The sequence below is a fragment of the Neptuniibacter sp. QD37_11 genome (genome assembly GCF_047778105.1).
GTDB lineage: Bacteria > Pseudomonadota > Gammaproteobacteria > Pseudomonadales > Balneatricaceae > Neptuniibacter.
On sequence record NZ_CP180552.1, the window covers coordinates 529,229 to 543,872 of the forward strand.

The 14,644-nt window shown below is 43.7% G+C and carries 13 protein-coding genes; 2 read left to right on the plus strand and 11 right to left on the minus strand.

Annotated features, from left to right (window positions below; translation table 11 throughout):
- The gene (locus tag ACMXYT_RS02260; RefSeq protein ID WP_415911810.1) at window positions 1–582 is read right to left on the minus strand and encodes a hypothetical protein; all 582 of its coding nucleotides are present in this window, start codon (window positions 580–582) and stop codon (window positions 1–3) included.
- A complete protein-coding gene (locus tag ACMXYT_RS02265) occupies window positions 579–1,175 on the minus strand; it encodes a hypothetical protein (RefSeq protein WP_415900025.1) in 597 nt (198 codons plus the stop codon). Before ACMXYT_RS02265 ends, ACMXYT_RS02260 begins: the two co-directional genes overlap by 4 nt.
- Before the next feature lie 102 nt (window positions 1,176–1,277).
- Here ACMXYT_RS02265 and ACMXYT_RS02270 point away from each other — a divergent pair, with 102 nt between their 5' ends.
- Both ACMXYT_RS02270 and ACMXYT_RS02275 read left to right on the plus strand, forming a co-directional pair.
- Window positions 1,278–1,598, plus strand: a complete 321-nt coding sequence (locus ACMXYT_RS02270; protein WP_415890179.1) for a hypothetical protein — start codon at window positions 1,278–1,280, stop codon at window positions 1,596–1,598.
- A gap of 15 nt (window positions 1,599–1,613) precedes the next feature.
- Window positions 1,614–2,306 (plus strand): helix-turn-helix transcriptional regulator, encoded by a 693-nt coding sequence (locus ACMXYT_RS02275; protein WP_415900026.1) that lies wholly within the window; start codon window positions 1,614–1,616, stop codon window positions 2,304–2,306.
- Here ACMXYT_RS02275 and ACMXYT_RS02280 read toward each other — a convergent pair.
- The 9 genes from ACMXYT_RS02280 to ACMXYT_RS02320 form a co-directional block, all read right to left on the minus strand.
- The gene (locus ACMXYT_RS02280; RefSeq protein ID WP_415893332.1) at window positions 2,303–3,259 is read right to left on the minus strand and encodes an AEC family transporter; all 957 of its coding nucleotides are present in this window, start codon (window positions 3,257–3,259) and stop codon (window positions 2,303–2,305) included. The two genes, ACMXYT_RS02275 and ACMXYT_RS02280, sit on opposite strands and share 4 nt — an antisense overlap.
- 43 nt (window positions 3,260–3,302) lie before the next feature.
- Window positions 3,303–3,809 carry a SixA phosphatase family protein gene (locus ACMXYT_RS02285; protein ID WP_415900027.1) on the minus strand — a complete coding sequence of 169 codons (507 nt, stop codon included), beginning with the start codon at window positions 3,807–3,809 and terminating at the stop codon, window positions 3,303–3,305.
- A gap of 274 nt (window positions 3,810–4,083) precedes the next feature.
- The gene (locus tag ACMXYT_RS02290; RefSeq protein ID WP_415900028.1) at window positions 4,084–5,736 is read right to left on the minus strand and encodes an acyl CoA:acetate/3-ketoacid CoA transferase; all 1,653 of its coding nucleotides are present in this window, start codon (window positions 5,734–5,736) and stop codon (window positions 4,084–4,086) included.
- 161 nt (window positions 5,737–5,897) lie between these two features.
- Window positions 5,898–7,265 carry a sigma-54 interaction domain-containing protein gene (locus tag ACMXYT_RS02295; protein ID WP_415911811.1) on the minus strand — a complete coding sequence of 456 codons (1,368 nt, stop codon included), beginning with the start codon at window positions 7,263–7,265 and terminating at the stop codon, window positions 5,898–5,900.
- 83 nt (window positions 7,266–7,348) lie between these two features.
- On the minus strand, window positions 7,349–7,570 hold the full coding sequence (locus ACMXYT_RS02300) for a hypothetical protein (protein ID WP_415890185.1): 222 nt from the start codon (window positions 7,568–7,570) through the stop codon (window positions 7,349–7,351).
- Between the two features lie 154 nt (window positions 7,571–7,724).
- Window positions 7,725–8,261 carry a non-heme ferritin gene (gene ftnA / locus ACMXYT_RS02305; RefSeq protein WP_415900030.1) on the minus strand — a complete coding sequence of 179 codons (537 nt, stop codon included), beginning with the start codon at window positions 8,259–8,261 and terminating at the stop codon, window positions 7,725–7,727.
- A gap of 357 nt (window positions 8,262–8,618) precedes the next feature.
- Window positions 8,619–10,178: a PAS domain-containing methyl-accepting chemotaxis protein gene (locus ACMXYT_RS02310; RefSeq protein ID WP_415900031.1), complete on the minus strand. Its 1,560-nt coding sequence runs from the start codon at window positions 10,176–10,178 to the stop codon at window positions 8,619–8,621.
- Between the two features lie 285 nt (window positions 10,179–10,463).
- Complete coding sequence (locus tag ACMXYT_RS02315) at window positions 10,464–13,514, minus strand: EAL domain-containing protein (protein ID WP_415900032.1); 3,051 nt, start codon at window positions 13,512–13,514, stop codon at window positions 10,464–10,466.
- 3 nt (window positions 13,515–13,517) lie between these two features.
- Complete coding sequence (locus tag ACMXYT_RS02320; protein WP_415900033.1) at window positions 13,518–14,642, minus strand: substrate-binding domain-containing protein; 1,125 nt, start codon at window positions 14,640–14,642, stop codon at window positions 13,518–13,520.
- Between the last annotated feature and the right edge of the window lie 2 nt (window positions 14,643–14,644).

Here is a 14,644-nt window from a genome sequence, read left to right on the forward strand (position 1 = left end):
TTATTGTTCTTGTGAGATCGCTTGGTAAATGTGCTGAGTTATTTCGCCAAGTGGAAGGGTGCCATCGATATTAATATCGGCATCTTTGACTAAGCGTTCTTGCTGTATGACGAGTGTAGCGCGGATATCTTGAATATAGCCTTCAAGGTAATTAGCTAGCCAGTCAAGTTGTTGAACGTAGTCGGATGGGGCCTTTTTAAATTCGCTGCTAAAGGCTTTGATATTACGAGCAAGTGAAATATCAAGAGGAGTGTCTAGCCAAACTAGGCAATCAATATATCGTCCACTGGCGTGATGATGTCGGCCTAATGGGGTTTCAATCAACAAGAACCGTTTATGAGTGGTTTGGATCTGGGTGGCAATCGCTTCAGCAAAGCCGGGAATATTTAACTTGTTGTAGTCGCTACCTTGTTTCATCCATTGAAGGATTTCTGCCATGGATTGATTTGTGGCTTGTTGATAATCATCGTAAAAGAGTGTGTCTGCATCTAGCAGTTTAGCTAGGGCTAGGGTTAAAGAGGTCTTACCGCTACCAGGTGCACCAGCGACAGCTATTACATAGCATCTCTTTGAATCTGTCATGAGAGAAACATCGCTCTAATTCTCTGATCGTCCCAGCATTTTTGTGCATAGTTTAGCGTCTCTTCTGAGTAATTATGCTGGTTTATATCGTCTGGACAAGATGCGCCAGAATTTATAATAAAGTGAATAAGCGGTAACTGATCGCTAGCTAAGGCTTTATGAACAAGTTCGTCATCAAGCTGTCCGCTATATTGGAGCAAGACGGATAGATGCAGCATGAGTTCTTGTTCGGAACAGTGGTCAAAGCATTGTTGCATCAATGGTGTTGGATCGGTTTTGGCACCAGCAGTATAAAGCGCTGTTAGTAAGGACAGACTTTTTTCTTGTCTAAGTGACAGTTCTGCAAGTGTTAGAGCTGCATTTGTGTGACTTGTTTGGTCTGGATTAGCGCCGAAGTTTAACACCAGCTTTAACGCTTTAGGGGCTTCTTTAAGAATACAGACTTCAGCTAAAGGCGCAGTATCATCGGAGACTGGCTGATTGATTTCTTCAGGTTCGAGTTTTTGCAGATGTTTTTGTAGTTTGGTCAGATCATCGGCATCGATCGCCTTAAAAGCTTTTGCCAATCGATCGCTTTTGAATAACTTAAACATCTTTATCCTCACTTAATAAAACTCTACTGACACTACGCTGTCAGTAGGCCTAGTTTAGCATCCCTGTTGTCATATTTAAGAATTGGATTAAGGAGAATAACAATGACAACAACCGTCGTGGAAATGGTAACTTACAATCTGAAATCAGGCGTGAATAAAGCTGACTTTGCATCGACTCATGACAAGGTTAATGAGTGGTTAAAAAAGCAGGAAGGCTTTCTGTATCGTTCAGTGAGCGAAGATGAAAATGGCTTACTGCATGATTTAGCTTATTGGCAGGATATGCCGACAGCTAAAGCGGCGGGCGATGCATTTATGCAATCTGACGAAGGCCAGTCGTTGTGTGGTCTTATTGATATGGACAGTTGTCATATGCGTCATATGGAAGTACAAACAGAAGCGATGATTTGCGAAGGGGCTTAGGGAGCTAAATTACCGATGAGGAAAGCGGAACGCTTATTTCAATTACTCACGCTTTTGCGCGGCCGCCGAACAGCTTTAACGGCCAGCGCTTTGGCAGAAGTATTGGAAGTCTCTGAGAGAACTATCTACCGAGATATACAGGCGCTTTCGCTTTCTGGTGTGCCTATTGAAGGTGAAGCGGGGGTGGGCTATCGGCTACGCCCAGAATTCAATCTGCCACCTTTGATGTTTGATGAAGAGGAACTAGAAGCACTGTTGCTTGGCGTGCGCTTAGTGCAGGGTTGTAGTGATCAGCATCTGGGGCAGTCTGCTTCCCGAGTGTTAGATAAAGTCAGAGCGGTTTTGCCTACTGAACTTTACGACCAATATATTGAAGGCCCCGAATGGTTTGTTGTTCCTGGATTGCATCGACAATGGACAACGCAATACAGCGATCAGATTAGAGTCGCGATCAAGAATAGGTTTGTGATTGCAATTGGTTATCAACGAGAAGATAAACAACAATCCGAGCGTGAAGTTTGGCCTTTAGGTTTAGTGTACTGGGGTGCTGTTTGGACCTTGGTTGCTTGGTGTGAGTTACGCGATGATTTTCGTATGTTTAGATTGGATCGTATCCAATCGCTCACGCAATTGTCCCGTCATTTTGAAACTACAGATCAAATTAGCTTACAGACCTACCTTAAGCGTACAGAATGTACTGAAGCTTAAATGACACCTGTGACGCGCATGATATAGATGCCTGCCGATAGGCTAAGAATAGAGCCTATGGTCGTCATCAAGATTATATTCGCTGCTAGTTTCTCATTGCCTCCCATCGCTTTAGCCATCACAAAGCTAGCTGCAGCCGTTGGGCAGCCAAATAGAACCATTAGCATGGTTAAGTCTTGCCCTTTAAAGCCGTATGCCCAAGCGGCTAGCGTTAATATCAATGGAATAAAAAGCAGCTTTGATAAGGTCGCCCAAGTGGCTTGAGAAGATGTGCTGCGTAAGCTCTTCATGTTCAATGAGCCGCCTATAGCCAGTAGGGCTAAAGGTAGTGTCAAATTCGCAAAGTAACGCCCCGTTTTTTGTGCAATTTCGGGAAGTTGAAAACCAAAGTAAGAGAACGGAAGCGCCAGCAATACCGCAATGATCAGTGGGTTTTTTACGATCTCTAATACGGTTTTGCCAATACTTGCGCCACCTTGATGTTTGGCTGGCAGAGTTAATGCAATGATTGAAAGGACGTTAAATAGAGGAATCACGAGTGCCAGCAATAGGGATGCTTGAGCTAAACCGGAATCAGAAAAAAGGTTATAGCTCACAGCTAAACCAATAATGCCGTAATTACTCCGAAACGCACCTTGTATAAATACGCCTAAGTCTTCTGGTTGTTTGATCCAGCGCTTAGCGAGAAACCAAAGAGCGATGAAACTGATTAGAGTGCCAATTAAGACAAATCCTAGTTGTTCCGGATTAAAGACTGCGTGAAAGTCTGTCCGTGAGATGGACATAAAAACCAAGGCTGGCAGGGTGATCATAAATACGAGCTTTGATGCTGTATTTATGAAGGCATCATCAATCAGCCCAACACGTTTCAGTAGATAGCCTAAAAAGCCAATAAAAAAGATTGGGGCGGTAATACTTGCAGTAAAACTGAGCGATGAAAGGTAAAGATCCACAGGCACTCACTCTGGAATAAAGAGTACAGTTTATCATAGTTGCTTAGGTGGTAGTTGAAGCGTGCTTTTTCGGGTAATCGAATAAAATGCTGGTGGCGCAGCCCGCTGCTAATTCATGCCACTGGGTGATGCTCAGATGCATGTGAAGGACGGCTGCCGTTGGCAGTTTTTCTAAGTGGTTTTGAGTAAGCAAATCAGCTAATTGATGTAACGCTGGATTATGGCCGATTAGCATAATACTACTTAGATGATCTGATTGATTTTGCAAAAGGTACATCAGCGTTTCGGCACAAGATGCATATAGTTCAGGATGCATTTGCAACTGTTCGGGTTTTAAATTGAGCTGTCGATGGATCTCGGAGGCAGTCTTGATTGCTCTGTTAGCGTCGCTAGCTAAGATGAGGTCTGGCACGATGCCGTACTCATTTAAACGCTTGGCCATCTTTGGAAGGTCCCGCTGACCACGCTTGTTGAGAGGGCGATCAAAGTCATCTAGGCTGGGGTCTTTCCAGCTAGATTTTGCGTGGCGAACTAAAGTTAGCTTTTTCATAAAGCGCTCCCGCAGTTAGACGCTCTTTGGAGTATTGCTTTAGATAGCTGGAATTGCGAGTTAGGCTAGATGAAAAAACATCCGGAGAGCGGCCAAAAGACTAAAATCCGGGGCTGCGGTGAAGTGCAGTATAGATTTGAGTAATGATGTGAACCGCTCTCTGCAATAAGAATAGAGCCTTAGCACAAGTCCGCCGCACAGCGAGAATATGGCAATGGGGTCAGTACGTTGTGTACCTTCCCCTATCTTATTGCTGGATGATAAAAGGACGATCTTACGAAATTGAATACATCTTTGACGGTTGTGGGACCGGCTTTTGCGGTTGAAGGACGTTCTTCATTAATGCCCGCATCTGCTGCATCGGTCTGCTACCGGGTTGATTTAAGCGCATTGGGCTTTCACGGAATAGGCGCTCATCCATCGGAGTTAAGTGATCATCAATTAACGGCATAAACTCCATCTGATCCAGTACATCCTTCTGCAGATCGATACCTGGAGCAATCTCGGTTAGTAAAAGGCCTTTTGGCGTGAGTTTGAATACCGCACGTTCAGTGATGAAGGTTACTCGTTGTTGGCATTGCATGGCGTAACTGCCATTAAATGTGATTTGTTGAACAGCCTTTTTAAATTTCTTAAGAGGCCCGTTCTCTATCACTTTTAAGCCGTGCTCGTGCACTTCCAATAGTTGTTTGCCTGAGGTGAATGTGCCCAGAAAATAAACGTCTTTAGTGTTTTGGGTGATGTTGATAAATCCGCCCGCACCAGCGAGTTTGGGGCCGAATTTACTAACGTTAACGTGACCTTCTGGGCAGGTTTCAGCTAAGCCTAAAAAGGCTTGGTCTAAACCGCCGCCATCATAGAAATCAAACTGAGCAGGTTGGTCTACAACTGCTTCGGCATTACTTGTTGCGCCAAAGCTTAGTCCGCTAGCGGGTTGGCCGCCGATGCCGCCAGGCTCAACGGTAAGAGTGAAATCTTCTATCTTTCCTTCTTCAGCGGCAACGGCTGCTACTGTTTCTGGCATGCCAATACCAAGATTGACGACGGCACTATTTTTCAGCTCCATCAGCGCGCGACGTGCAATGACTTTTCTGGCGTCTAAAGGAACAGGCTTGCTTGCTTGAGCCGGTAGCGTAATTTCGCCGCTGTAGGCTGGGTTATAGACTTCGGCAAATGTTTGAGGGTGGTCTTCAGCATGGGCCTGAATGATATGGTCGACCAAAATACCCGGGATACGGATTCTATCTGGAGTTAGGTTATGCTGCGCAGTAACACGTTCAACTTGTACTAGTACCTTACCGCCACTGTTTTTAACGGCTTGCGCAATCGCTAAGGCATCTAAAGGCAGAGCTTCGCGTTCCATGGATATATTGCCTTTACTATCTGCAGTAGTACCTCGTAGCAGGGCAATATTAGGCTGGCAGTGTTTATATAGAAGCGCTTCTTCACCGTTAAGATCAAGTAGCTGTACCAGTTGCTCTTCTGTACGGCTATTTACTTTGCCACCTTCAAAACGTGGGTCTACAAAGGTGTGCAAGCCTACCCGTGTGAGCGTGCCTGGTTTACCTGCAGCAATATCACGGAACATGTGACAGATAACCCCTTGAGGGAGATTATATGCCTCAATTTTATTATCGATCGCCATTTTTCCTAGCGCCGGTGCTAAGCCCCAATGTCCACCGATGACTCGCTTTATCATCCCTTCATGAGCAAAGTGATTTAGGCCGCGAGTTTGGGCATCGCCTTGGCCGGCCGCATAAAGCAGGCTGAGATTGTTGGGTGTACCTTGATCTAGAAATCGTTTTTCGATCGCTTTTGCGAGAGTTTCAGCAAAGCCGATGCCGATAAAGCCGCCTGTCACTATGGTGTCATTTGATTGAATTAATGCTGCCGCTTGATCGGCTGAGATCAGCTTATTTTGAGACATCCTGAATACCATTTTTGTTATTTTTAATTCGTGTGTTTACAGCAAGGCAGGGGCCATGTTTTAAATATTGTTTAAAAACAATGGTTTATTTGTTTTTTTGGTGGATGGAATATAGATAAGTGTCTGTAAAAATAGACAGTGTGTTTTTTATGTCTAATTTTTTAGACGCTTTTCCCGTCTCTTAGGCGTTGATAAAGACTTGCTCTAGAGATACCTAGCAGTTTAGCCGCAGCTGTTTTATTGCCATTGCATTGCTGTATCGCTTCTTCAATAGCTGAACGCTCGTGCTCTTTACGATAGCTTTTGAGATTAGTTAAAGGGTTTCTTTGATGGGGCTGTTCTTCATTTGCGCCTAAATCAGGCGCTTCTATTGAAGAGCCTTCAGCCATAACACAGCCTCGTTCTAGGCGATTTCGCAGTTCACGGATATTACCAGGCCAGCTGTAGCTTTGTAGCCATTCTAGGGCTGACTGTGACAGAGGTAGTTCAGGTAGCTGCGATTGACGCTGAATTTCGCTCAACATGTGTTCGGATAGCAGTGGAATATCTTGGATTCGCTCTCTTAGTGGCGGTAGGTTGATCGGTAAGACGTTCAATCGATAGTAGAGGTCTTCTCGAAATAAACCTTGCTCTACTTGGTTGCGAAGATCTTTTGCGGTTGCAGCGATGATACGTACATCCACTTTCTCAAGGCGGTTGGAGCCCAGGGCTTCTACTTCACGTTCCTGTAGGACTCGAAGAAGTTTTGCCTGCATGGAGAGAGGCATCTCTGCAATCTCATCAAGAAATAGAGTACCACCTTCAGCTAGCTGGACTTTGCCTTTGCGTGCCTTTTTATCTGCGCCGGTATAAGCACCGGGAGCGGTGCCAAACAGTTCAGCTTCGGCAAGCGATTCGGGTAGTGCACCCATATTAATGCCGACAAAAGGTCCGCTGCGCCGTGTGGAAGCATGGTGGATGCCTTGAGCTAAAAGCTCTTTTCCCGTCCCGGTTTCGCCTAATAAAAGCAAGGTAGTGTCGAGTTGTGATGCTCTTAGTGCTTGGCGACGAAGTTGCTGTGTCTTCGGCGCATTACCGATCATGTCGTCCAAAGCGTAGCGGCTTGGGCGGATGATTTTCTCATCTTCAAATTTACGCTGCAGGCGAGCAAATTTGTCGAACAATGGTTGAAGGCTGTCTAAGTCGTCGTAAAAAATAAAACCAATAGCGCCGATAATCTCATTTTCTGAATTCTTGATAGGAAGGCGGGTAACAACACACCAGCGGTTGTTAATCTGCATCAGATCGACAAAGGAAGGTTTGCCGCTTTTAATGACTCGGGGCAGTTGAGTCGTGGGGATTAATTCTTCTACATTACAGCCAATTGGATCGATCTCTTCTGGAATAGCAACGAGCTTACGATAAGCATCGTTCATCCAGAGAATGGATGCTTTTTCATCGACTGCAATAGAGCCTTGGCAAAGACTGGAGAGTAGATCGAATAAGTTGTGATTATTATCTTGCTCAATCAGCTGGCGAAGTGAATGCATAGGAACCAATCGTGTTTAAGTTTCTATGACAAAACTACGCGTAACTATCTGGGCTGCCAAGTAAAATTTGGCTTGGGACGCTGCTAAGCAACTTTTTCTTTGGCTTCTTTCGCGCGCTTTTTATGATGTCGAGCAACAGAACCCTTGATCACGATCTCCCAGTTGTCTGCTGTGCTCATTAACATGGCACCGCAGTTACCGCATTTGCAGATCTGAGAGTTACCTAAATCACTAACCGTTTTTAGCTGTGGGTGTTCCTTCCCGTTTTTAACTAACTCAAAGCAATACTTGCAATCAGTGTTCATGCTATATCTCCTTGCTAGGCATGAGAGGCTACTTTCGGTTAAATATCGGACAATAAATCATATTCTTTAATAAAAAATATAAAAAACAGCAGGTTTTTCTGCTTGTTTATTGTCCGATTTTAAGGTGCTTATATAACTTATTGAAATATAAAGATTAGATGGCTTCTTCTGTGCTGGCCATAATGCTACCGCCATCACCATTTTTGGCTAGTTCACCGATCTCCTTATCGATAAAGAATAAACCTTTGCCATCTTCGCCAATGATTTTGATTTTATCTAGGATGCCATTGAACAGCTTTTCTTCTTCGTGCTGTTCAGCAACATACCATTGCAGGAAGCTAAAAGTTGAGTAGTCCTGATTTGTAAAAGCGGTGTGCGCTAATTCGTTGATCTTGCTGGTCACTAGGCATTCGTGTTCGTAAACTTTCTCGAATAGATCACGGATAGATTCGAACTCTGCTTCAGGGGCTTCAATAGTGCCAATCAGCGCCATCGCACCGGTTTCGTTAACGTAAGTGAACAGACGTTTCATGTGAGACATCTCTTCATCAGCGTGCTTGTAAAGGAATTCAGCACAGCCTTCATAACCTTTAGACTCTGCCCATGCACCCATTTGTAGGTAAAGGTTGGATGAGAAAAATTCTAGATTGATCTGTTCGTTTAGCTTTTCAAGCATTGCTGGGCTAAGCATAGGTAAATCCTTACTAATTGGTTACGTCACATCGCAACAGGTTTACACAGCCATTTTTTACTATTGGCAGAACGAGCGCATTTGCGACATAGGTAAGTGCTTGAACGGGTATGTTTGGCAATCTCAGAGAAGTGATGCTCTATATCGCTCTTACTAAACTTACATAAGGTTTTAGATTTGCTCATTCAGAATGGGGCTGTAAAAATTTTGCTAATGATAATCAATATTAAATGTGAAATGGCTACTAGTCTATACAATCCGACATTATATCTGACCGAAAGGTCGGTAGAAACGTTTAGAAATCTATGGTTTGGCCCTAGCTAAGCTAGGGCCTCAAAAGGATTTTTTCTGTGTGGATTAAACCGAAAAGGTCTTCATCATGGAACGTAGGTCGGTTACCAACTTATGCAGATTATTGCTGGCATTATTGGTTTGCTCTGCAGCGGTCATATTGCTGCTGGCAATATCACGGATATTTAGAATGTTGTGATTGATCTCATCAGATACGGAACTTTGTTGTTCGGAAGCACTCGCAACTTGAATGCAACGATCAGAGACTTCTAGCATAGCTTCTGATACGGAATCAAATGATTGGCTAGCATCATTAGCCAAATGAATTCCTTTTTGGGCTTGTTCGGAGCAGCGCTGCATAGTGTCGGCAGTCACGGCAACTTGCTTTTGAATCGCTTCAATTGTGCTTCTGATTTCGCTGGTGGAGGTTTGTGTGCGCTGAGCTAGAGTACGTACTTCGTCAGCTACTACAGCAAATCCACGGCCTTGATCACCTGCGCGGGCTGCTTCAATCGCGGCATTCAAAGCCAACAGATTAGTCTGCTCTGCAATATCATTGATAATGTTAACGATTTGCTCGATTGAAGAAGCTTGATGTTTTAGCTCATCAGAAGATTCTGATGCTTGTTCAACATCTCTAACAAGCTCGGTGATGCTTTCAAGCATGACATCAATATTCTCTTTGCCGTTGTTTGCAAGGTCTGATGCTTTTTGCGTTGCCTGAGAGGTTTGTGCAGTGTTTTGCGCGATTTCATGAGCTGTTGCAGACATTTGAGTAGCTGCGCTGGCAAGCATGTCGCTCTCACTGTTTTGCTGCTGAATGCCCGCTGTAGTTTGATTAATGGCAGCATCTGTTTCGTTCATTACCTCGCCTAAGGTCTCAATACTGTCCTCGACTCGGCCGATAACTGTCCGCAAACGTGCGCGCATCATGCGGGTGGCTAGATCAACAGAACCTTGCTCATGCATATTTTCTGTCATCACTAATTGCGCTAATGGGTTGCTATAGATCTCATCTGTGGTGGATGAGATCTTTTTTAGACCCCGAGTACTGGCAAATAGCGTATATAGTCCAGCAGCCAGCACCGTTAACATCGCGATGGATTGGTATAGCTCAGAGATCGGTGCAAAGTTTAGGGCCAACATACTCGCCCCCATCAAACCGGTAATGCTTATAATTCGAGCCGCAAGGCTTGTTGTTTTAACTGATTTTGGTGGTGATTTGCGAATCTTTCCATAAACTTGTTCAGCACGTTGAATCTGTTCTTGGCTTGGGCGAGTTCGGACCGATTGATAGCCAGTTTTAGTGCCATTGTTATCGTATAGTGGCATTACATAAGCTTGAACCCAGTAGTAATCACCATTTTTACAACGGTTTTTTACCATCCCCATCCAAGGCTGGTCGTCTTTGATATGGTTCCATAAATCTTCAAAAGCGGCCGCAGGCATATCAGGGTGTCGAACTAAGCAATGAGGTTTGCCGATTAGTTCTTCTTGTGTGTATCCAGCGACTTGGCAGAATTCCGGGTTGGCATAAGTGATGATACCGCGAGTATCGGTTGTAGAAATAAGGCGAACATTATCGGGATACACGTGTTCCCGATCTGTTGTGTGAACAGAAGCCATATCTGTCTCCAGTTTAATTCCGGTTTATTCTGGACGGGGATCTCTCTATCCCGTGTAGTACTTATTCTTCCGTGCAGAACCACAGCAGATGTTTGTCTGCTTCCTATCTAAGTATATTCATCCAAATGACATTTGCATGAAATTCACTTACAAAATATAAGTTTTTATAGTGCTCGGACTGAACGGTCGGTATTCTTCCATGGCTTTCGCCTCCCTGCAATGGATACTCTGAAAATAAATATGGTTATTTAGTCGAGTGCTGGGGCTTTTATATTGGTAATGGAATCAACTGGTTAGGGATTTCTGTGCGTACTCTAAGAGGCGGGTGCTGCTATCGGGCTTACCGAGTAAGAAGCCTTGAATTTCATCGCATTGATGATCCTTCAAAAAGCTCAGTTGCTCTTGAGTTTCTACCCCTTCGGCAACAACTTTCAATTGCAGTGAATGGGACATAGATATGATTGCAGCGATGATATTTTCATCATCTGTATCACCGGGTACGCCAGTGACAAAGGATCGGTCAATTTTAACGGTGCTTACCGGTAGACGTTTTAGATAGATAAGAGATGAGTATCCAGTGCCAAAGTCATCCACAGATAAGCTGACACCAAGGTCACATATTTGCTGAAGCTTGTTGATAACTTTGTCTAGGTCATCAATTGCGAGTGTTTCGGTAATCTCAAGTTCTAGCAGTGACGGTGCAAGGTCGCTGTCTATAAGTGCGCCTTTGATATCATCAATTAGGTTTGGATCATAAATCTGTCGTGCTGATAGATTGACAGATACCGGCATAGGCCTAGCAGGATTCAGATTCCAAGCTTTTGCTGCGTGGCAGGCTAGGTTTAGAATTTCTCTTCCAAGTTCGACAATTAGGCCGGTTTGCTCTGCTAATTCGATAAATTGCCCTGGAGGAATCATTCCTTTTTCAGGGTGGTTCCAACGAGCCAGTGCTTCGGCGCTCAGAATATCTTTACCATTGATATGGAAACGAGGTTGGTAAACCAAAAAGATATCTTGGTTATGCAAGGCGAGACGAAGATCTTCTTCTAAGCGAGTTTGCGCTTCAGCTTTTTGGTTGACCTCTTGGTCATAGAAGAGAATGCCGTTCCTGCCTTTTTCTTTCATGTGATACATCGCGGTATCAGCGTTGGTTAGCAGCTCTTTTGCATCCTTGCCGTCATCAGGGTAAAGAGCGATACCTATACTTACCGGAGCGTTACTCATGAAATTATCGAGCTGGAAAGGTGTTCTTAATGATTCAATGATTCTATGGGATATATGACTCACTGTGTCGACGTTATCAATGCTTTGTAAAATTACACCAAACTCATCCCCGCCTAAGCGTGATACGGTGTCATCAGGTCTTATGAAACCGGAAATACGGTTGGCGGTAGCTTTAAGTAATTCGTCACCGGCAGCGTGCCCATAGGTGTCATTGATGTTTTTGAAACGATCAATATTGATAAACAGTAGGCCTATTTGGCTCTTTTCACGATTGGACCGGGCGATAGCAGAGTTTAAACGATCAAAGAACAGACTACGATTAGGTAATCCAGTTAAGCCATCATAGTGAGATAGTTTTTCAAGCTTATTTTCGGCTTCTTTTTTAGCGCTGATATCAGAAAAGATTAGAACAAAGCGTTCTTCATTATCTTCTGTGTATAGGTTGCTAACAGACAGCCATGCAGGGAACGCTTGCCCATTTGGCCTACGTATCTGTGTTTCACCTTGCCAGCGTTTATCTTGTTTTAGACTGTGGCGTATATCTGGGTGTTCTGCGAAGAACCTACGACTAAATTGGTTGATAGTGAGATCGTCAGAGCCGCACAGTTGATGGCAGGCGCTATTGCTGGTCACCATTTTTAGATGAGTGTCGATGACCAAGATTGCTTCATCGGCTTGATCGAATATTTGTCCGGCCAGTTGAATATGGCTTTGTGCATGTTTGAGATCGGTAACATCAGTTACGATTCCTCCGATGGCGTAGACATTTCCCGATTCATCAAAGAGAGGGAACTTGGTACTTAGGTAATTTCGACGGCCTAGTTCTGTGGCTCCAGTGTATTCGATTTGGATAGGTGTACTTGTTCGAATAACTTCTAAATCGCTACTTTTAAGTATTTCAGCATGCTTAGGAGAATAGAGTTCATGGTCGGTTTTACCAATCACTTTTATTGATGTGTCTTTAATCAGATCATAATAATTAGGGCTGATCATCTGGTAGCGTAGATCAGCACCTTTTATAAAGATGATGTTGGGTGTATTAGTGATAATGCCATTGAGTTGCTGTTCGTGCTCACTTATTCGGCCAACCATATGCTCTAAAGTTTTACCCAGCAGGTTAAATTCGGAGAAGTGACCCGGTTTAAAAGGTTCGGCATCACGATTGATCGCCATGTCTTCAGCATATTGAACTAAACGCACGAGTGATGTTTTTGTCAGTCGTGATATCGCTAACACAGTTAGTAATCCGATGATCAGTGCTGCTGTAATCGCCATACCCAAATCTTTTGTATACGCCAGTTCTAGAGCAAGGATCGAAGAGTTTGGCAGTGTGGCTACAACTTTTAATTGTTGTTGTGTATTAAAAGAGAGCTGATAGTGGTGGATGATCCTATCGTCCTCGAATACCTCAAACAGAGTATCTGGTTTTGACTGCTGGAGTACTGATAGAAGCTTAGGTGTGAGTGCTAAGCTAGATGTGACTTGTTGGTTGAAATACAGCGCAACTGATTCTGCACCCGTTAAACTTTGAATCTCGCTGAGTAATTTAAAGTGATCATTTAACAGAATAAATGAATGTAGTGTTCCTATTACCTCGCCCAAGTCATCACTGATGATTGGAAAGGTAATTCGCATGAGGTGCAGTGGCGTAGCTGTGTCATGTGATACTGATTGTACTTTCCAGCTGCGATTTGGGATAAATTCTTTGGTTAATTCACTCAGGTTCAGCTGCATACCTAGAAGCGAGGTATTGATAAATTCGTAATGATTGCCTTGTTGGGTTTCCAGCACAAATGCATGGATGCTTTCACCTGTTTGTCCAGCTAGCTGCTGTTGCAAAAATTTGTTTAGGTCTTTTTGATGCTGGTTTTCTATGCCGGTTTTTAGAATGTCTCGTTGGCTAATCTGCTCGGCGTTAAAGGCTGCCGCTTTTAAGTATTTATAGAAGAATTGTTGAAGAACCGTCTGATTGCGGGAATGAGATAAGTTAATCTCTTCCAACAGTGCTCGTTGTGAACCTTGATACGCAGGTATGAGTAATACCAAAGCGATAACTGTGAGTGCACAGAGTACAATGGATAAGATAGCGGTTGAAAACTTAACTTTTTTCACTGATTACTGCCCGTGACTACTGTAGCGAAAAGCTCTTTTCTTTAGTTGCTCGATCTCATCCTTGTCTGTGCCTTTGCTCAATAAAACAATATCGCCTGAATAGATGTGAGGCACACTACTACTTTGGCCTGAAATATCCATCTTTATAGCCTCAGCCATAGCGACACTACTGTCGTCATTCATTCGCATAACAGTGAGGTCTAATTTACCTTCTAATAGTGCTTCAATCTCCCGATCGCCACCGCCCCAACCATTCAGTGTTACTTGATTGATTAGGTTTTTTTCGTCTAATGCTCTTATCGCACCTAAAGCGATATCGGTTGAGCAGGCAAAAATCATATTTAAATCTGGGGTTTTTTCTAGGGTCGCTAGTGTTGCTTTGTATGCTATTTCACTGTTTCCTTTAGTATAGTAACTGCTTACCAACTTTAAGTCGGCGTTGTTTACTGCTTGTTGAGTAAATGTATCTCCACGCATTTTGCTTACATATCCACGCGAGAAATAGAGCATGGAGTATTTGCCTTTAGAGTGTTGTTCTAGCATCTGATCGGCAAGTAACTGAGTTCCTTTCTCGTGATCAAAACCTGTATAGAGGAAAGGTTTTAGTTGCTGCCATTGCTGTAGTGGAGTTGTGATGTTCTGCAGAATTAATTTCGGTTTTCCGCGCAGCAAGATCCTCTCGATCATCGCTTGATGGCGAAGAGCATCAAGTGTGTAGATTAAATAATCAGGTTCCCAAGCAATGGCGCTATTGAGTTGCTCACTCTGCAATGAAATATCAACTGTAGGTCGAGAAAAATAGCTGTTGATCTCATATGAAACATTAAGTTCGGATAAGCGCTTTTCAAGGGTGCTTACGCTTCTACGCCAGTAGTCTGAAGATTGTTCTGCAGGATAGATGATCGCAATTTTGATCGGTTTTTCATTGGTTGTGTCTATAGGGGAGGCTTCTTCGCGCACAATCTTAGAAAAAGCCTGCATCTTTAGACGTTGTTCTGGGTGCGCTGTTAAGTAGTCAGATACACGAATATATTGGCTGTTGTCATCGGCTGCTACGCTTACCCAAAGGCCGCTGGCAAATAGAATCGTTGCAATATGCACGAAGAAGTTACGAAAAGGTTTGAACATAT